This window comes from Pseudarthrobacter sp. B907, assembly GCF_040137805.1.
Taxonomy (GTDB): Bacteria; Actinomycetota; Actinomycetes; order Actinomycetales; family Micrococcaceae; genus Arthrobacter.
The window spans coordinates 158,806-177,640 of the sequence record NZ_JBEEQE010000003.1; the positions used below are offsets into that span (position 1 = coordinate 158,806).

Here is an 18,835-nt window from a genome sequence, read left to right on the forward strand (position 1 = left end):
GCAGTGGCAATCTTTACGGACCCTATCAGGGAGCATGCTGATTTCGGGCCGGGGGATGCCGAGTGGCTGCACCTGCTCGTGGGGGACTGGCAGATGGTCGCCGACCTCGCGTTTGCCGACCTCGCCTTGTGGTTCCCGCACCCCGAGCTCGGCTATGTGGCACTGGCGCACGTCCGCCCCTCCACCACGCACACGGTGTTCCACGCCGACTTTGTGGGGGAGGGGATCCGCTCGGATTTGAAGCGCCTCGTCGACAAGGCCTGGGAGAGCCGCACGATCGAACGCTCCAACGAGACCAACTGGAGCAGCGACACGGCCATGCGGGTCGAGGCCGTGCCGATGGTGCGCAACGGGCGGACGCTGGCGATCGTGACCTCGCACATGGACCTCTCCAGCTCCCGGATGCCGTCCCGGCTGGAACTGACGTACCGGCAGTGCGCCTACGATCTGCTGCGGATGGGGACGCTGGGCCTCTGGCCGGACTTTGCCTCACCCACCGGATCGCGCCGCGGCGCGCCGCGCGTCGGGGACGGCCTGATCCGGCTCGACGCCGAGGGCATCGTGCAATACGCGAGCCCCAACGGCGTGTCCGCGTTCCGCCGGCTCGGCGACGGCGAGTCCCTCGAGGGCCGGTCGCTGGCCGAGGTCACCGCGGGCCTGCTGCGGGACCGGCGGATGGTGGACGAGACCCTGCCGCTCGTGGTCACCGGGCGCATGCCGTGGCGCAGCGAGATCGAGTCCCGCGGGGTGAGCCTGTCCCTGCGGGCGATCCCGCTGCGGGACGAACAGCAACGTTTCGGGGCGCTCGTGCTGTGCCGCGACGTCTCGGAACTGCGCCGCCGCGAGATGGAACTCGTCACGAAGGATGCGACCATCCGGGAGATCCACCACCGGGTCAAAAACAACCTGCAGACCGTCGCCGCGCTGTTGCGCATGCAGTCCCGCCGGATGGTCAGCGACGAGGCCAAGCAGGGGCTCGAACAAGCCATGCGCCGGGTCGCCACGATTGCCCTGGTCCACGAGACCCTCTCGCAGGGCCTGACCCAGAGCGTCGATTTCGACGAGCTGATCGGGCGCCAGTTCCGCCTGTCAGCGGAGGTCGCCTCGCCCTCGCAGCAGGTGCGGACCCAGCGGTCCGGCCTGTTCGGGGAACTGCCAAGCGACTTCGCCACCCCGCTGGCCCTGGTGATCAACGAACTCGTGACCAACGCCGTCGAACACGGGCTCGAAGGCAGGGCCGGAACCGTCTGGCTGCTCGCCGACCGCTCCGAAAGCGAGGACGGGGACGAATTGCTGACCGTCACCGTCGCGGACGACGGCGTCGGACTTCCAGCCGGGTCCTATACGGAAGGCCTGGGGCTGCAGATCGTGCGGACCCTTGTCACCAGCGAACTCGGCGGAAGCATCCAGTGGAAACCGCGGGACGGCGGCGGCACCGCGGTGCAGGTCGTCCTGAGCCTCGCCCCGCGTTAGGACGCGGCCGTTCTGCCGTGCGGGCGGAGCCCAACGCACGGCTTAACGCGCGATGGCCCCGGACCGGTGGGTCCGAGGCCATCGTGTGCCGGTCGCCCGGCGTAAAAATCAGGAGGCGCGGCGGGCGCGGGCTGCGCGGCGCTTCAGGGCACGGCGTTCGTCCTCGCTCATGCCGCCCCAGACGCCGGCGTCCTGGCCGGACTCGAGGGCCCACTGGAGGCAGGTGTCCACTACGGGGCAGCGCCGGCAGACGCTCTTGGCTTCCTCGATCTGCAGGAGGGCAGGGCCGGTGTTTCCGACGGGGAAGAACAGCTCCGGGTCCTTGTCAAGGCACGCTGCGCGGTTACGCCAATCCATGCTGATCAGTAACTCCATTCCTGGGAATTCGTTAAATGCCTCTTGTGAAATTATTCACTTGAGGCCTCATAAGAAAAGGGCCCTGTGGGCCCCCTCGGTCATCTGGATTAAGCGTGTCATGTTAACGCTGTGTAAACAAGGGGTATTTGCGGTACAAATGCCGCCAAATTGTGAGCGATGCATCACATTGACTGGCGGAGCCCCCACTTCTGTTCGACTATGTCCGGTAGTGTGCCAGTGTGTCAAGACCCCCTGAGAACCCCGCTGATCCCGCTGAGAACCAGGCCGGCGGACCCGGGCCCGGCCCGGCGGCCAGACCCGCCGGAATCACTGTCATCGCCGTCGTCGCCGCCCTGGAGGCCACAGCGCTGCTGGTGGCCGCCGGCTGGTACGGATTCCAGCTGCTCACCGGGGCGCCCGTGCTGTCCTTTTGGGGTGCGGTCTTTACCCTGGGCCTGCTCCTGGCTTTCTCGGCCTGGCTCTTCGCCGTGGGCCATTTCTTGTTCCGCGGGTACCGCTGGCCGCGCGCCGGGGCCCTGGTGGCTCAGCTCTTTATGCTCACCATCGGCTTTCCCACCCTGACCGGAGGCTACCCCCTGGCAGGCCTGGCGATGCTGCTGCCGGCCGCCGTCGCCATTGTGCTGCTGTTCGACAAGCGCGTCATCGCCTTTGCGTCCAGGGCCGGCGGAGCGCCACCGGCCTTGTAGGGAAGGCATTGCCTGGATGGGTGCAGGGCGGCCGCCAGGCCGCTGCCAGGCCGCTGCATGGCCGCTGGTCACGGCGGCCGCCCCGGATCCACCGCCAACTGCACGGCAGCGGCCCGTCCTCCCGTGATCACCACAGCGCGCCCGGCCGGCGGATGGAGCTCCGGTTCGAAGCGGACGCCGAAGAGGTCCCCGTCCATCAGGCTCCGGGGGCAGAGCAGGATCCCGGTGCCGTGGGTTCGGGCCTGGAACGCCAGCGGCACACGCTGCTGCAGCGCGGGGCCGAATCCGGCGGTGAAGACCACCGTCCAACCCCGGCCGCAGAGCTCGAACAGCACGGCATTCGTCTCCGGGCCACCGAGGTCCGCGTCATCGGCGAGGATGATCGCGGCGCGGTCGAGCCCGCCGGCGTCGGCCCGGGCCTGGATGCCGGGCCAGTAGCCTTCCCGCCCGGATCCGGCCGCGGGCCGCAGCCAGGTCCGGGACGGGTTCAGCCGGGGCAGGGCGCTCAGCAGGGTGCTTTTGCCCGACCCGGGGCCGCCGAGGACGGCGACGACACTGCCGGGCGGGACCGGCACCCCGACGGGTTGTAACTCATCACCACCCACTCCGATCCAGAGCAGTGCATCCGCGTCCCGCGCTGGACCGAGCCGGGACATGACCTCTTCCGCTGTCACCACGGCCGGAAGCGCCTCCACTCGGAAGGGCTGGGTCCGCACGCTGCGGCCCGGGTTGCGGCGTGGCTGCGCAGCGCCGGGGTCCTCCGCGGGCCGCGCATAGAGCTGTGCCGCCCGGGGCACCTGCACGGCGGCTCCGCCCGGCCGCCCGCCGTCGTCGACGATTTCCCCCGAGACGACCACCCGGCCCGGGACGGCCGGCAGCCGCGGAAGCCGCGGCCAGGCCAGCCTGCCCTCCTCCGTAGAACCGGCCGGAAAGTAGATCCGGTTGGGGACCGCCGCGAAGAACCGTGCGGTCACGAGCTCGCGCTCGCCGGAAAGGAGCACGGTGATGCCCGCCTTGGAACCGTCCCGGACGAGGTCCGCGGCGAGGTCCTCGGCCCACGCCACCGGACCGGAACGGAACGCTGAAACCCACGACCCCCAGTTGTGCAGCACCAGCACCAGCGGGGGAGGCTTCAGCGAGCGCGGCGCAGCAAGCCGCGCGGTCATGTCCTCCGCGACCCGGGCCAGCACCCGGGCCGCCCGGCGCGGCTCCTGCGGGCCGGCCCAGGCGCCCACCCGGGGAAAGCCGGCCGCGCCGGCCAGGGCGCCGTCCCCGTCGAGCAGGTAGAGATGCGACTCGGCATCGGAGTCCGCCAGCTGGTCCAGGGCCAGCAGCAACACCTCGGCGCCCCCGTTGTGCGCCCCGCCCTGCGTTCCACCGACCAGGGCAAGATGGCCGTGGAGGTCGGGACTCCAGCCGAACCGGCGGACCTCCTGCTGTTCAGGCAGGTCCACCAGGCCCAGCAGGACCGCGCGGCCTGCACGGTTGCCGGCGTCGGTGTCCGGGCCTGCCTCGGCGCGTGCAGCAGGGCAGGGGAGCGCCGGGGCCGGCGGAAGCGGATCCGCGACCGGCCTCCGTGCCGGGGTGCCGCCCTGACGGTGCCACAACGTCGCCAGGCGTGCCGCGAAACTCTCGGCGGCCTCTGACGGCCCCGCCCCCGGGCCGGGGCCGGCCGGCAGCTCCCCGGTCAGTGGCAGCTCATCCGGCATCCGGTCGAGCAACGCCTCGGCCGGATGCGCGGTCACGGTGACGTCCGGCGGCACCGACGGCACCGCGGCGAGGGTCGCCGTCTGGAACTCTTCCGCCACCCCGCCGCCGCGCACCAGATAGGCGCGCCCGGGGTTCCCGATCGGGATGGCGGCGGCGAGCCCGGAGTTGATGATGTCGGCGGATTCGAGCTCGGACTGGACCCGCAGCACGACGCTACTGGTGACATTGGCCCGGATATCCGCGGTAAGTGCCCCCTGCGGCCGCTGGGTCGCCATGACCAGGTGGATGCCGAGGGATCGGCCGATCACCGCGATGCGCATCAATTCCCTCAGCGCCTCCGGGGCATCCTCCACCAGCATCCGGAATTCATCTATCACCAGGACCAGGCGGGGGAGCGCCGGGAACTCCGGGGCGGGCGCCGGGTAAGACGAAAGGTCGGGGACGCCGGCGGCCGCCAGCAATTCCTCGCGGCGGCGGACTTCGGCCCGAAGGGAGGCCAGCGTCCGGTCCACCTCGTAGCCGTCCAGGTCGGTGAGGAGCCCGACGCATTGCGGCAGTCCGGTCAGGGGTCCCAGGCTTGAGCCGCCCTTGAAGTCCACAAACAGCAGGTTGACCCGGTCCGGCGGGTAGCACGCGGCGAGCGCGGTCACGAGGCTGCGCAGGAACTCCGATTTGCCGGCCCCGGTTGTACCGGCCACCAGCAGATGCGGGCCGTCGGCAAGCAGATCGATCCGCGCAGTCCCGGCCGCACCACGGCCGACCGGGACGGACAGTCCCGGCTGCCGCCCTTGGGGTTCGCGGTCCGCTGCCCAGCGGCGCGCCACCTGCGCGTCTGACAGCCCCAGGAGCTGCTCCAGCGAACAGGACAACGGCACGGAGGACGGCCCCGGCGCCGCTCCGCCGATGCCCCCGAGCTGGCGGCAGAAACGGTCAAAAACCCGCTCCGGCACCAGATCGGGCACGAAGTCGGTACCGTCGGTGCCGTGCGTGAGCCGGCCGGTGCCTCCGCCGAGGGCGACAGCCTGGCCCGGACCGGGGTCGGCGGCCTCGGAACCAACAATCACCTGCCAGCCGAGCCGCTGCGCTTCGGCCGCGGCCGCCTCCGCGGCCTTGGTTCCGGCGCCGGGCAGCACGATCAGCACGCCCCTGTCGCAGCCCGCGCCGGGACCGGCCGTGACCAGCGCGGCGGTGACCGCCGCGTTGGACGAGAGTGAAACCCGCGGCAGGAAGCGCGCGGCGAGCGGGAGCGACCGGGCCGGCCCATGAAGGTGAACCCGGGTGCGGCAGGCGCGGGGGTAGCCGGCGAGCTGCATAACGAAGTATCGGACCAGTCCGGCCACGGCCGGCGCGGGCCCGGAGAGCCGGGTGGGCGCTGAGGGGTCCAGGACCAGCGGCAGGGGACCGGCGGGCGGGGCACGGAAACCGGGCTGGGCCGGTTCGAGACGGATGTTCGCGGCCTGTGCGGCCAGCCCGAGCCGCAGCCACACCGGACCGTCCTCGGTGCCAGCGGATCCCGACCGGGCTCCGGCCTCCGCCGGGCCCGGGTGTGCCGCGCGGAGCACCAGATCGGCCGCGGACGGGGCGGCCCGCCGCCGTCGTTCACCGTCCTGGACGACCGCTGCCGCCACAGCGGCGTCCAACTCGCGGCGTTGCCGGCGGCCGGCCAGAACTGGCAGCAGGACCGGGACGGCCGAGACCGCGGTGAACGCCAGGAACATCCACATCCCGGTAGCGACGGCCAGGGCGACTCCCGCGGCGAGGGGCAGGAGGGCGGCCAGCAGCAGGAGCGTCCGGGGGCCGGCGAAGCCCGGGGCCGGAACGCTCAGCGGCTCCGTCGTGTCCTCGCCCGCGCGAGCCAGCCCCGGCGCGCCCGGACCGGACAACCCCGGACCGGACAACCCCGGACCGGACCCGCGGAAGAGGACGGCCAGCGTCGAGTTCCCGCAGCCGATGACGCTGTCGGTGGACACCGGCGCGGAGCGCACCTCCAGGCCGCCGATCCAGGTCCCGTTGGCGCTGCCCAGGTCGGTCACGGTGATCCCCGCGTCCGAAACGTCCAACCGCGCGTGTTCCCGGGATAGGTCTGCGTCCGGAATGGCCACTTCCGTTGCGCTCCGGCCGATCCGGTAGCGGCCGCGGCGCAGCGGCAGCACGGTCCCGGCGCCCGGCCCGCTTAGGACGGCCAGCAGCAGCGGCGCACGGGGCTGCTCGAGGGACCTTCCCCGGGGCGGCACCGCCGGCCGCGGACCCCCGGGCCAGCCGTCAACGAGCACCGCCCCGTTCACCAGCGGGGCCGTGCCTGCCGTGAGGGCGGCCAGCGGGCGTCCCGCGACGCTCAGCCGGTCCGTGCCGAACCTTTGGGAGATCACGTCCTGGAGGACGGCGCCGGGGCAGCCAAGGGGAGCCGCGACGGAGAGCTCCACCGGCTCCGCCACGACCGAGCCCGGCTGCCCGACAAGAGTGCAGTGCAGGAGCATCGCCTGGGGTCCTTTCTCGCGGGCGATGCAGTCAACGCTAGGCCGCGCAATCCGGACCTGGCCTGCGGGAATCCCGCCATGTGGACAACTTTGGCGGGCCTGGGCGGCGTGCTGCGGCGGCCCCCGATTCGCCGGTTCACACTGTGTCTCGGGTAGGCTAGAGCAGCAGACAATGCACAACGTTGCGCTGCCCACATTCGAACCAGGAGAGTTTGTGACCGCTGACCTCGTTATCGTAGGGTCGGGCTTTTTCGGCCTGACAATCGCAGAACAGGCCGCCACCGAGCTGGGCTTGAAGGTCGTCGTCATCGACCGCCGCCACCACATCGGCGGCAATGCCTACAGCGAAAAGGAGGCGCAGACCGGGATCGAAGTCCACCGGTACGGCGCGCACCTTTTCCACACCTCGAACGACCGCGTGTGGGAGTACGTCAACCGCTTCACGACGTTCACCAACTACGTGCACAAGGTCTACGGCGTCCACAAGGGCGAGGTCTACTCCCTGCCTATTAACCTGGCCACCATCAACCAGTTCTTCCGCGCGAACCTGACCCCCGGCCAGGCCCAGGAGCTGATCAAGGAACAGGCCGGCGAACTGGCGGGCACCGATCCGCAGAACCTCAACGACAAGGGCATCCAGCTCATCGGCCGGCCGCTCTACGAGGCGTTCATCAAGCACTACACCGGCAAGCAGTGGCAGACGGATCCCAAGGACCTGCCCGCCGGCATCATCTCCCGGCTCCCGGTGCGCTACAACTACGACAACCGCTACTTCAACGACAAGTACGAGGGCCTGCCGACCAACGGCTACACCGCGTGGATCGAGAAGATGGCCGAGCACCCGAACATCGAGGTCCGGCTCAACACCGACTTCTTCGACGAGTCGCACGAGTACAGCAAGAACAAGGTCGTCGGCACCATCCCCGTCGTCTACACCGGACCGGTGGACCGCTACTTCGACTACGCCGAGGGTGACCTCTCCTGGCGCACCATCGACTTCGAGGAAGAAGTGCTCGACGTCGGGGACTTCCAGGGCACCTCGGTGGTGAACTACAACGACGACGACGTCGCCTACACCCGGATCATCGAGCCGCGCCACTTCCACCCCGAGCGCGACTACCAGACGGAAAAGACCGTCATCATGCGCGAGTTCTCGCGCGCGGCCGAGAAGGGCGACGAGCCCTACTACCCGATCAACACCCCCGCGGACCGCGAACGCCTGCTCAAGTACCGCGACCTCGCGGCCGCCGAGCGCGACGTCCTCTTCGGCGGACGCCTCGGCACCTACAAGTACCTGGACATGCATATGGCCATCGGATCCGCCCTGACCATGTTTGAGAACAAGATCCGCCCGCACTTCGAAAGCGGCGCCACGATTGAAAGCGGGGGAGTGGACGCATGAACGGCGCCGACGTAACGACCGAGTGGGCCCGGATTCAGCGGGTCATCCTGCCCCCGGACGATCAGACTGACACGATCCCGTTGTACGTGGATGCGGGGCCGGCCAGCGGCATCCGCCTGCGGGAGAACGACGAGCTTGCCCGTTCGCCCAAACTGCCCGAGGACAAGCTGCAGATGTTCAGCTCCGGCGGCGGCGAGGCGCACTTCGAGGACATACTCAGCCGGCATTCCATGCGGGTGCGTTCCGGCGAGCAGCTCTCCTTTGGCACGTATTTCAATGCCTTCCCGGCCAGCTACTGGCGGCGGTGGACCTCCGTCCGCGATATCCGCCTCGTAATCCGGACCACCGGCACAGGTGCCGTGACGGTCTACAAGTCCAACGCCCGGGGTTCCGTGCAGCGCGTCGACGGCCGGCACGTCGACGGCGAAACGACATCGGTTTTTGAGCTGACCCTCAAGCCGTTCGGCGACGGCGGGTGGTACTGGTTCGACCTGTCCGCCAGCTCAACCGACCTGGTACTGGAATCCGCCCAGTGGGAAACACAGGAGCGCGTCGGGGGCCGCGGCGAGGTGACACTGGAAATCACCACGATGAACAAGCCGGATTTCTGCCTCAACAACGCACGGATCCTCTCCGAAAACCTTGACGTCCTCACCGACGTCAAGGAGATCCTGATTGTGGACCAGGGGACACAGAAGGTCGAGGACCAGGACGGGTTTGCGGAGGTCAGGGACGCGCTGGGCGGCAAGCTGCGCGTCATCAACCAGGCCAACCTCGGCGGATCCGGCGGCTTCGCCCGCGGCATGTATGAGGCCGTCGAGAACGGCAGCGACTACGTACTCCTGCTCGACGACGACATCGTCGTCGAGCCCGAAAGCATCGTCCGTCTGCTGACCTTCGCCGATTACTGCCGCAAGCCCACCATCATTGGCGGGCACATGTTCGACCTATACAGCCGCAGTGTCCTGCACACTTTCGGCGAGGTCGTGGACCCGTACCGGTTCGTGCCGGCGCAGCCTCACGCGGACATGGAGCTCCGCCACGACTTCAGCGTCGCCAACCTCCGGCAGACTGCGTGGCTGCACCGCCGCGTGGACGTCGACTACAACGGCTGGTGGATGTGCCTCGTCCCCACAAAGGTGATCAAGGAAATTGGGCTGTCCCTGCCGCTGTTCATCAAGTGGGACGACGCCGAATACGGCCTCCGCGCCCGGGAAGCGGGCTTCGCCACCGTGTCGCTGCCCGGCGCCGCCGTGTGGCACGTCTCGTGGGCGGACAAGGACGACATGGTCGGCTGGCAGTCCTACTTCCACGAACGGAACAGGCTCATCACGACCCTCATTCACAGCCCGTATCCCAAGGGCGGCCGTGTCTTGCGGGAATCTGTCCAGGCCGACGTCAAGCACCTGGTCTCCATGCAGTACTTCACCGAGCACGGACGCATCGAGGCCATGAAAGACCTCCTCAAGGGACCCGGTGATCTGCACGAGGTGCTGGCAACGCGGCTTCCGGAGATCAACGCGCTCAAGTCCCAGTACACGGACGCGCAACTCAAGGACGACGTCGATGACTTCCCGGCGCCCAAGCTTGGCCGGGGCCCCATGGGAGGCGCCCCGATCGGCATGCCGCGCAAGAAGGACCTCGTGCCCTGGGGCATCAAGACCGTGGCGCGCCAGCTCGTCAAGGCGCCCGCACCGGAGAGCGCGGAACGCCCCCAAGGCTTCTTGGCCCACCGTGACAACCGCTGGTTCAGGCTTGCCCACTACGACAGTGTCGTAGTTTCCAACGCCGAGGGCACGGGGGCGTCCTGGTACCGCCGCGACCCCCAGAAGCTCAAATCGATGCTATCGGAAGCCTCCCGGCTGCACCTGCGCCTCTTCCGTGAATGGGACAAACTGGCCGAGCAGTACCGTGCCGCCGTCCCGGACATCACGTCGATGGCCGCGTGGAAGAAAACGTTCGATGCCGACGCCAGGGACGGCCGCTAGATGGCCGGTCAGAACGACCAGCTGGTAAAGCCCGGCAGCGGGCGTGGACTGCTTGATGTCTATGGCGACCGCTTCCTCCTGAAGCTGCTGGTGCGCAAGGAAATCAAGATCCGCTATCGCGGTTCGGTGCTGGGGCTGCTGTGGTCGTACGTGAAGCCGCTGATGCAGTTCCTGATTTACTTCATCGCACTGGGCATCTTCCTGAACCTTGAGCACGGCACGCCCAATTACGCGATCTACCTCTTCGCGGGCATTGTGCTGGTGAACTTCTTCACGGAGTCGTTGTCCAACTCCACCCGGTCCATCGTCGACAACCGCGATCTGATCCGGAAGATCTATCTGCCCCGTGAGCTTTTTCCCGTGGCAACGGTGTGGGTCTCGGCGGCGCACTTCCTGCCGCAGTTGGTGGTGCTGATCGCGGCCTGCCTGCTGGTCGGATGGACTCCCTCGGTCCTGCAGTTGGCCGCGGTGGTGCTGATCTTCCTCATGGTTTCCGTGCTCGCCACGGGCCTGGGGCTCATGTTCGGTGCCGTCAACGTGTACTTCCGCGATTCGGAGAACATCGTCGACATGATCGTTATGGTGGTCACCTGGGCGTCGCCGGTGCTGTACGTCTGGTCGATGGTCGAGCGCGTTATGGGCCCCTGGTACTGGCTGTACCAGCTGAACCCGATGACGACCGCGGTCGAGGTTTTCCACTGGGCTTTCTGGGAACCGACCCTGAAGGCGGACCAGATGGTTTCCGGCACCCTGCCTCCCGACCTGTTCACGCTCTGGCTTCCGGTTTCACTGCTCACCACCCTCGCGGTGCTTTTCCTCGGACAGCTGACGTTCCGCCGACTTTCAATCCACTTTGCCCAGGAGCTTTGAGATGACCCCGCACGGGCACGTCGCCATCAGCTGCATCGACGTCCGGAAACAGTTTGTGCTGCGCCACACCCGCTCGCTGAAAGAAGCCCTGGTCTGGCTGGTGAAAGGCCGCAAAGGCGACCTGTCCAAGAAATTCCTGGCCTTGAACGAAGTGTCGCTTGAGGTCAAGCAGGGTGAAACCGTCGCACTCCTGGGCCTGAACGGTTCCGGCAAGTCGACGCTGTTGAAATTGATTTCCGGGGTGCTGCAGCCCGACGGCGGCACGGTACGGACCCGCGGGCGCGTTGCCGGCCTCATCGAGGTCGGCGCAGGGTTCCACCACGATCTCAGCGGCCGGGACAATGTCTACCTCAATGGCGCCATCCTCGGCATGTCCGAGAAGCAGATTGATGAGATGTTCGATTCCATCGTGGAGTTTTCGGAGATCGGGGAATTCATCGACACCGAGGTGAAGTTCTACTCCTCGGGAATGTACCTGCGGCTGGCGTTCTCCATTGCCGTCCACACCGACCCCGAAGTCTTCCTGATCGACGAGATCCTGGCTGTGGGCGACGAGCCCTTCCAGCGAAAGTGCATCGCCAAGATCAAGGAGTTGGCGGACAAGGGCAAGACCCTTTTTGTGGTCAGCCACGACCTCGATCTGGTGGCGACAGTGTGCGAGCGGGGAGTGCTGCTCGAACACGGCAAAATCGTGATGGACGCGGAAGTGCACGACGTCGTCGACGAGCTCCGTCGCAGATCGGCAGTCGCATAGCGGCGTGTGAAATGCAGCAGCGGGCGGCCATCGCATAGGATGGGCCCGAAACGGGGGCTGTGCCCCGTACCGGGGGATGCGGGAGCAGAATCTATGACTACGTTGGTGCCAAAAAAGCCGATGGGCCGAAGGGCAGGGGGTCGGCGCCACACCGCAGGAACCGGCATCGGCAGAAGCATTGCCGTGGCGCTGAGCGCCGGACTCTGCCTCGTCACCCTGGTCCAGGGGCCGGCCGCGGCCGACACCGCGATGGAAGCGCTGCCCGTTGCGCCCACGTCCAGCCCGTCGCCAACGGCAACAGTAACTGCACCCGTGGCTACGGCTACGGCTACGGCTACGGCTACGGCCACGGCCACTGCGCCCGCGCCGACCCCGTCGCCTGACGCCTCGCAGGCGGGGCCGTCGGTCTCGGCGGCTCCCACTGCACCGGCGCCGGCAGCACCGAGCCCGGAAGCGTCCCAGCCGGTCGGGGCGGCGGCTGCCGCGTTCGCCGTTCCGGGCGCCATCGGCGTCGAGCATGTGCGCCTGGGCGGCGACCTCGGGGCCGTTGGTCCCGCCACCGCGGATCAACTGTGCGGCTTGGCAGCCGGCGGATGCCTTCAGACGTTCGCGCATGGCACCATCGCCTGGAGTCCGGGCACCGGCGCGCATCTGATGGCCGGGCCCATCGAGGCGGCCTGGAATAAGTACGGCGGCGTCCAGGGGAACCTGTCCTACCCCAGCGAGGACCAGAAATGTGGCCTGTCGGCCAACAGTTGCCGGCAGCAGTTCCGCGGCGGTTCCCTCCACGATGTTCCCGGCGTGGGAACCTACCCCGTCTGGGGCGGCGTCAGCATGCGCTACGAGGGGCTTGGCGGAGTCGGCGGATACCTCGGTTACCCGCTCGAGGCAGAGGTATGCGGCGTTCCGGCGGGTCACTGCGTCCAGCACTTCCAGCGTGGACTGATCTACTTCGGACCCGGCGGCACGTGGCCAATCTGGGGCGGCATCAGCATGCTGTACGAGAACCTGGGCGGCTCATCCGGCTATCTCGGCTACCCGGCAGCGCCCGAGCAATGCGGCCTGCCTGGCGGCGCATGCCTGCAGAGGTTCCAGCGGGGAACCATCTACTTCGTCCCCGGAGCCGGAACGTTCCCGGTGTGGGGCGGCATCCAGGGGCGCTACGACGCTATGGGAGGCAGCGCAGGTTACATCGGCTACCCGGTGGGCAGCGAGCGGTGCGGCCTGCGCGACGGCGGTTGTTCCCAGGCCTTCCAGCGGGGCACCATCTACTTTGCGATCGGCGCAGGGACCGAGGCAGTGTGGGGTGGTCTGGGCATGTTCTACACCTCGCGGTACGCCCAGGACGGCGTCCTGGGTTATCCCACCACCGGTGAGATGTGTGATGCTGCAGGCAACTGCAGGCAACTGTTCCAGTACGGCGAACTCCAGTGGATCGCAGGCTACGGCGTGAAGTTCAAACCGGCCACGTCCGGATACTGCCCGGCCCTCAATGCCGGGACCGTGAAGTACGCCACCGGGGGCGCGTCCCGGGTCTCCTTCGCGATCGCCGAGGACTACCGGGCGACCCGCGCCAATTTCATCACCTGCGTCCGGCAGTCCAACGGCCAATATGCCACCGAGTGGGGAGCCTTGGGCTCGGTCGGTGAATCGGGCTTTGCCGGGCCCGGATATGCCACGGGTCCGACCTGGCAGAAGTACTCGCCCACAGGAAGCTTCACGGTGACCGAAGCTTTCGGCCTCGGCAACCCCGGTACCAGCCTTGCCTACCGGACCCTGAACCCCTACTCCCGCTGGGGCGGCCAGCTCAACGGCAACTACAACAAGTACTTTGAGTCCAGCGGCGACGTCTTCCCTGATGAAAACATGTGGTACTACGCGACCAGGCCGTCGCGGGACTACCGCCAGGGCGTCGTGATCAACTACAACCGGCCGCCGGACTCGCCTATCGTGATGAATGCCGGGTTCGCCATCTTCCTGCACGGGAACAACGTTCCCACCTGGGGATGCATTTCACTGAACGACGGCGATCTGCTGCAGTTCATGCGGACGGCAAACCCGGGCGACCGGATTGTCATGGGGGTTGGATATGACATTTTCAATTAGCAGCAACCACAACGGAACGAGCTGGCGGTTCCTGCTGCTCGTGGCGGGCAGCCTGGTGCTGTCCGCCTGCACCGGCGCCCCGGGCGCGGGGCAGTCGGCCGCCTCCGGTGGAGCCGGCAGCCCCCCGCCGTCGCCGACCGGCACTTCCGCCGTCGGTCCCGGCACCGAACCCACCACCCATGACGGGCGCACGGTGCTGCCGGTACGACCCGAGGATTGCAGTTCGCCCGGAGCTGCGGGGATCAAGGGGGTTCTGGGTCCGGTTGCCGATCAGCTGCAGGCGCCCTCGGGCCAGTCCGCAACGAAGGACGGCCTCGTCGACGTCAGCTGCACGTTCGGGCTGGCGCCAATACCAGCCGGCCAGGCAGCGGATCCGGGCAATGCCTTGCTGATTACGACCACTGCCGGTGACGAATCGGCCCTCAAGAGGCTGCAGCTCCCCAGGCTCATGATGGCGCCGGAACAGGTGTCAGGGGTGGGAAGCCGTGCATGGTATTCGCTGAACCGGCTCAGCGGTTCGACAGAATACGTGCTCGAGGTGGTGGACGGGGCAAAGGTCACGCGCATCTCGCTCGCCGTTCCGTCCGCCGCGGCGCCGATTGACGGTATCCGGCAGAAGCTGATCGCTATCGCCACGCTGCCCTAACGAAAGCCGGCGGCGTTCCCGCCCGGTTGCGGGGACGCCGCTTAGCTGCCGGGGCAGGCGGTCAATTCGTAGAGGCGGGCGTCGCCCTGCTCGAGGACGAGCCTCACAGCGCTGGAGTGCTCGAGATCTTCGAGGCCAGGAAAGCGGTGGTTGCCGCCGTGGACTTCCTTGACGCCGAAGTCCAGCACATAGTGCACGTGCGTGGCCCGGGCGGCGTCGCAGACGGCCGGGACGGTGTCAGCGTTGCGGAGCTGGGCGTTGAGGATTTCCACGGCGGGGGAGTTGGCCGTGAGGACATGCTTGGCTGTCGTGTCCCGATCCGCCAGGGCGTAGGCCAGGGCGGCCCCGGTCCAAGGGTTCACGGCGATCGCCGAGCCTTCCGGCACCACGCCGGGGAGGCGTTCGATGACCGCCAGCTCATCTGTGGACACCAGGGGCGAGTCAGGCGACTCTGCGTAGTTGGCTCGGGCGGAGCGGATGGCTGCAGCTGTCGAGGGCAGCTGGGACGCCACAGCTGCGGCGGCCAGCACAGCGCACCCGGCCAGCACGAACACCCTCCTGCGCTGTCGGGCAGCGCCGCGGGCGGAAGCCGGCGCTGCGGCTACCGCGTCGCCGGACCAGAACCCGCGCAGCCAGGAGATCGCCGCGTCAGCACCCAGGGCCGCAAAGGGAACGGCGGTCAGCGGCAGGAGCGCGGCCAGCCGATAGCTGTCGTTGTACCAGACCCCCGTGACCCGCATTCGGAAGTCGCTGATCGGCGTCGCCGAGACGATCAGAAACAGCACGGCGGTAATTCCGAAGCCGGCCAGAAGCCAGAAATGACGCCGGTAACGCACTGAGAGCAGCAGGCCGAGGATCATCAGGACACTGATGGCCGGGGCGACGGGCCGGTTCATGGGGGAATTGGCAACGACCTCCAGGACGGCGCCCAGGGGTGACTGTATGGGTCCCCAGAAAGCGGCGTCCCGCGGAGGACGAATGTATTTCCAGAGGACGATGAACAGGGCTGCAAAAGCAGCCAGTCCGACGGTGGCCAGGGTCCGGGCGCGGGACCGGGCCAGTGGGCGGTGTGGCCCGAAGTAGCTCTGCCAGTAGGACTGGGCGAGGATCGGCAGCGATAGGACCAGCAGGGACATGAAGCCATTGGGATGGGCCAGGGCTACGCCCGGAATTAGCAGCAGGGGCAGACCGAACCGTGCCCATGGTGTAACTCCGAGGTCCTTCCCAAGTCCGAAGAACAGGGCCACGGAGCCGAGGGCGGCGGGCAGCATGCAGACGGAGAGGAAATTCGGGTACAGCACTCCGAAGTCAAGCAACAGGATCGGGAAGGCTGAGAAGACCCCGGATAGGATTGCCGCAGACGCGACCGCCACCGGCTTGTTGCCGGCGATAACGCGGGTCAGCAGCATGCTGCCCAGCGGCCACATCACGGCGGCGACGGCCATATTAAGGATGTTGACTCCGACCGGCAGCGGGGCGCCCGTCAGTTGGATCAGAGCGGCGGCGAGGCCGTGCCAGGCCGCAGGATAGAAATAGGGGGCCGCGCCTCCACTGGCCATCGAAGACATCGTCAGGGACGAGGCACTGCCCGTGTCCAGGATGTAGCGCACGCCATTGAGATGAAAGACGTTGTCAAAGGTCTGGGAAAAACTTGCCGGAGTGCCGAACGCGACGGCCAGTTGCACCAGGATGAGGCCGGCTCCGACCACAAAAGAGGCCGCCAGCCAGCCGGACTGCCGGCCGAACCGGGGCACTAAGGCCAACTGCTGGGCCAGGGTGGGGTCCCGGAAAAGCCGGCGCACGCCGGCAAGAACCAAACCGAGCGCAACGCCGCCCAGCAGGATCGCGGCCGAGGACCAGGCAATGCCGGCAAAGGGCAGCGCCACCGCGAGCACCGCTGAGATTGCGACCGTAAGCGGCGCCGCTGCGCCGACGGCCGGCAGACCCCGGAGGCCAAGTCCCACGGCCGCCAGGCCGCCCGGCAGGAGGAGGAAGACGACGCCGACCAGGATGAGCGGGGCTGTTTCAACCCAGCTCACAAGGACGACCGCAACTCAACGTATTCGCTATAGAGGACCCCCGGGCTCATCTCAGATGGACTCGTCCAGCAATCCGAGCAGGTAGCTTCCGTACCCGCTCTTGATGAGCGGCTCCGCCCGCTCTCGCAGTTCGTCGTCGGTCAGGAATCCATTGCGCCAGGCGATCTCTTCCGGTGCGCCGATCTTCAGGCCCTGGCGGTTCTCGACCGTCCGGATGAAGTTCGACGCGTCGCTCAGATCATTGAAGGTTCCGGTGTCCAGCCAGGCCGTTCCGCGCGGAAGGATTTCCACCTGCAGCTTGCCTCGCTCGAGGTAAGTCCGGTTGACGTCGGTGATTTCAAGCTCGCCCCGGGGGGACGGCCGAAGGTTCTTGGCAATGTCGATGACGTCATTGTCGTAGAAGTAGAGGCCGGGCACAGCGTAGTGGCTGCGCGGCTTGGCAGGCTTCTCCTCGAGCGACAAAGCCTTGCCCGCGTCGTCGAACTCCACAACGCCATAGGCCTTGGGGTCCTTGACCCAGTAACCGAAGACGGCGCCGCCGTCGATGTTTGCGTGCCGGCGGAGCTGTGAGCCCATACCCTGTCCGTAAAAAATGTTGTCACCCAGAACAAGGGCAACCGTGTCGTTGCCGATGTGATCGGCCCCAAGGATGAACGCCTGGGCCAGACCGTCCGGCGACGGCTGCTGCACGTAGCTCAGGTTGACGCCGAATTGCGAGCCATCGCCCAGCAGACGCTGGAACTGCTCCGCGTCGTGGGGGGTGGTGATGATCAGGATGTCCCGGATTCCAGCGAGAATGAGGGTAGACAAGGGGTAGTAGATCATTGGCTTGTCATAGACCGGCACGAGCTGTTTGCTGATGCCGTGGGTGATCGGGTGCAGCCGGGAGCCGGTCCCGCCGGCCAGGATTATTCCACGCATGGTTTCAATCCTCCCGTAATGGCGGCGCCACGGCAAACCAGGGCCCTGGGCTTTGCCGCGCCGGCGCGCCCGCTGCGAAGCGATAAGAGGCCGCCATGTAGAATTAAGGGCCCGCACATATGACGAAGGAAGCCCGGACTTGAGCATCGTTGCACTGAAACCCCACGCGATTCCGGCTCCAGCCATCGGGAAGCGGCTTGACCCCCGCGGCAACAGCCTCAACCTTATTCGACTGGTTTTGGCGTTGTTGGTCCTGTTCGCGCACAGCTGGCACATCGTGGGTGCTGGTGGGGGGCCTGGCTTCAGGGGCGAGAACCTGGGCGGGTGGGCGGTCGCAGGGTTCTTCGGAATCAGTGGCTACCTCATCACGGCCAGCCGCTTCAGCAATCGCATCGGGACGTACCTCGTCCACCGGGCGGCCCGAATTTTCCCCGGCTTCATCGTGTGCCTGGCCGTGATGGCTTTCGTTTTCGCCCCGATCGCCTACTCCATTCAGCACGGCAGCCTCCGGGGTTTTCTTTCGACGCCTACAACGCCGCTAAATTCCATCCTGGGCAATCTCCCGCTGAGAATTGCCAGCTACGACATTGCAGGTACGCCGGCGGGTGTGCCGTACCCGGGTGCGTGGAATGGTTCGCTGTGGACCCTGTACTTCGAGTTCCTGTGCTACTTGCTGATTGCCATGCTGGGCTTCATCCCGCTCGTGAAGAAGACGCCCTGGCCGATTATCGCCGCGTTCCTCGTCAGCGTGGCGCTCTGGGCTAACGTCGCCGCGATCAGGCCGTTCGCGGACATCGAGATGCTGGTGCGGCTCTTCCCGTACTTCCTAGGCGGGGCGGTAGTGCAAGTGCTGAGCTCGCGAATCGGAATCCACCGCGTAGGCGGGCCGGTCGCGCTGGTCGTCGCGGCACTTCTGATCTATTTCGTTCCCGGCTATGGCGCCCAGCTCGCTGCGCCGTTCTTCACCTATGGCCTGCTGTGGATCTCCACGTGGCTGCCCCAGCCGTCCATCATCGGCCGCCATGACATCTCCTATGGCGCTTACATCTATGCGTTTCCGGTGCAGCAATTGCTGGCAGTCTTCGGCGCCTACCACTGGGGCGTATGGTGGTTCACCCTGGCGGCGACCCTCTGTACGATCCCCTTTGCCGCCGCCAGCTGGGTGTTTGTCGAGCGGCCGGTCATGCGGCGGGCGAGAAATTCGCACTAGTTCCCAGGCAGTGCCACCTGAAGCGGTTGTCTAGGCAATTCCGCTGTGCAACCGGAGGTCCTCCGCTTGAGCGACGGCGCCGTCAGACTGCCATGCGCGGGTTGACTGCCGCAGCCGGGCCATCCAGACCGGCCGGGAACGGCACACGTCAGGACCGGCCCACCGCGCTCATACC

13 protein-coding genes are annotated in these 18,835 nt (G+C 67.4%); 9 read left to right on the forward strand and 4 right to left on the reverse strand.

What is annotated here, in order from left to right; translation table 11 throughout:
- The first annotated feature begins 3 nt into the window (after positions 1–3).
- On the forward strand, positions 4–1,473 hold the full coding sequence (locus ABLI39_RS03745; RefSeq protein ID WP_349412078.1) for a sensor histidine kinase: 1,470 nt from the start codon (positions 4–6) through the stop codon (positions 1,471–1,473).
- A 108-nt stretch (positions 1,474–1,581) separates the two neighbouring features.
- Here the strand turns inward: ABLI39_RS03745 and ABLI39_RS03750 are convergent, their stop codons facing one another.
- Positions 1,582–1,830 carry a WhiB family transcriptional regulator gene (locus ABLI39_RS03750; protein WP_003804966.1) on the reverse strand — a complete coding sequence of 83 codons (249 nt, stop codon included), beginning with the start codon at positions 1,828–1,830 and terminating at the stop codon, positions 1,582–1,584.
- 239 nt (positions 1,831–2,069) lie between these two features.
- On the opposite strand from ABLI39_RS03750, the gene ABLI39_RS03755 reads away from it, so the two are divergent.
- Positions 2,070–2,537 (forward strand): hypothetical protein, encoded by a 468-nt coding sequence (locus ABLI39_RS03755; RefSeq protein ID WP_497899811.1) that lies wholly within the window; start codon positions 2,070–2,072, stop codon positions 2,535–2,537.
- Between the two features lie 68 nt (positions 2,538–2,605).
- Here the strand turns inward: ABLI39_RS03755 and ABLI39_RS03760 are convergent, their stop codons facing one another.
- Positions 2,606–6,724 carry an FtsK/SpoIIIE domain-containing protein gene (locus ABLI39_RS03760; RefSeq protein ID WP_349412079.1) on the reverse strand — a complete coding sequence of 1,373 codons (4,119 nt, stop codon included), beginning with the start codon at positions 6,722–6,724 and terminating at the stop codon, positions 2,606–2,608.
- A gap of 214 nt (positions 6,725–6,938) precedes the next feature.
- Between ABLI39_RS03760 and glf the strand changes: the two genes are divergently transcribed.
- From glf to ABLI39_RS03790, 6 genes are all read left to right on the forward strand, one after another.
- On the forward strand, positions 6,939–8,126 hold the full coding sequence (gene glf, locus ABLI39_RS03765) for a UDP-galactopyranose mutase (RefSeq protein ID WP_349412080.1): 1,188 nt from the start codon (positions 6,939–6,941) through the stop codon (positions 8,124–8,126).
- On the forward strand, positions 8,123–10,114 hold the full coding sequence (locus ABLI39_RS03770) for a glycosyltransferase (RefSeq protein ID WP_349412081.1): 1,992 nt from the start codon (positions 8,123–8,125) through the stop codon (positions 10,112–10,114). The genes glf and ABLI39_RS03770 overlap by 4 nt, the downstream gene beginning before the upstream one ends.
- Positions 10,115–10,984, forward strand: a complete 870-nt coding sequence (locus ABLI39_RS03775) for an ABC transporter permease (RefSeq protein WP_349412082.1) — start codon at positions 10,115–10,117, stop codon at positions 10,982–10,984. It abuts the gene before it with no gap.
- A 1-nt stretch (position 10,985) separates the two neighbouring features.
- The gene (locus ABLI39_RS03780) at positions 10,986–11,738 is read left to right on the forward strand and encodes an ABC transporter ATP-binding protein (protein WP_349412083.1); all 753 of its coding nucleotides are present in this window, start codon (positions 10,986–10,988) and stop codon (positions 11,736–11,738) included.
- Between the two features lie 183 nt (positions 11,739–11,921).
- On the forward strand, positions 11,922–13,844 hold the full coding sequence (locus ABLI39_RS03785) for a L,D-transpeptidase family protein (RefSeq protein WP_349412084.1): 1,923 nt from the start codon (positions 11,922–11,924) through the stop codon (positions 13,842–13,844).
- Entirely contained in the window at positions 13,828–14,490 is a 663-nt protein-coding gene (locus ABLI39_RS03790; protein WP_349412085.1) for a hypothetical protein, read from the forward strand. Before ABLI39_RS03785 ends, ABLI39_RS03790 begins: the two co-directional genes overlap by 17 nt.
- A 41-nt stretch (positions 14,491–14,531) precedes the next feature.
- Here ABLI39_RS03790 and ABLI39_RS03795 read toward each other — a convergent pair whose 3' ends face one another.
- Positions 14,532–16,529 carry a DUF6541 family protein gene (locus tag ABLI39_RS03795; RefSeq protein ID WP_349412086.1) on the reverse strand — a complete coding sequence of 666 codons (1,998 nt, stop codon included), beginning with the start codon at positions 16,527–16,529 and terminating at the stop codon, positions 14,532–14,534.
- A 51-nt stretch (positions 16,530–16,580) separates the two neighbouring features.
- Positions 16,581–17,450, reverse strand: coding sequence for a glucose-1-phosphate thymidylyltransferase RfbA (rfbA, locus tag ABLI39_RS03800; RefSeq protein ID WP_349412087.1), 870 nt, complete (start codon positions 17,448–17,450; stop codon positions 16,581–16,583).
- Between the two features lie 139 nt (positions 17,451–17,589).
- Here rfbA and ABLI39_RS03805 point away from each other — a divergent pair, with 139 nt between their 5' ends.
- A complete protein-coding gene (locus ABLI39_RS03805; protein WP_349412088.1) occupies positions 17,590–18,660 on the forward strand; it encodes an acyltransferase family protein in 1,071 nt (356 codons plus the stop codon).
- Positions 18,661–18,835 lie beyond the last annotated feature (175 nt).

What these genes read in the sequence shown, in the direction of transcription:
- ABLI39_RS03750 (WP_003804966.1), bottom strand. Translation starts at nt 1,830, where the DNA reads ATGGATTGGCGTAACCGCGCAGCGTGCCTTGACAAGGACCCGGAGCTG.
- ABLI39_RS03760 (WP_349412079.1), bottom strand. Translation starts at nt 6,724, where the DNA reads ATGCTCCTGCACTGCACTCTTGTCGGGCAGCCGGGCTCGGTCGTGGCG.
- ABLI39_RS03770 (WP_349412081.1), top strand. Translation starts at nt 8,123, where the DNA reads ATGAACGGCGCCGACGTAACGACCGAGTGGGCCCGGATTCAGCGGGTC.
- ABLI39_RS03775 (WP_349412082.1), top strand. Translation starts at nt 10,115, where the DNA reads ATGGCCGGTCAGAACGACCAGCTGGTAAAGCCCGGCAGCGGGCGTGGA.
- ABLI39_RS03780 (WP_349412083.1), top strand. Translation starts at nt 10,986, where the DNA reads ATGACCCCGCACGGGCACGTCGCCATCAGCTGCATCGACGTCCGGAAA.
- ABLI39_RS03790 (WP_349412085.1), top strand. Translation starts at nt 13,828, where the DNA reads ATGACATTTTCAATTAGCAGCAACCACAACGGAACGAGCTGGCGGTTC.
- rfbA (WP_349412087.1), bottom strand. Translation starts at nt 17,450, where the DNA reads ATGCGTGGAATAATCCTGGCCGGCGGGACCGGCTCCCGGCTGCACCCG.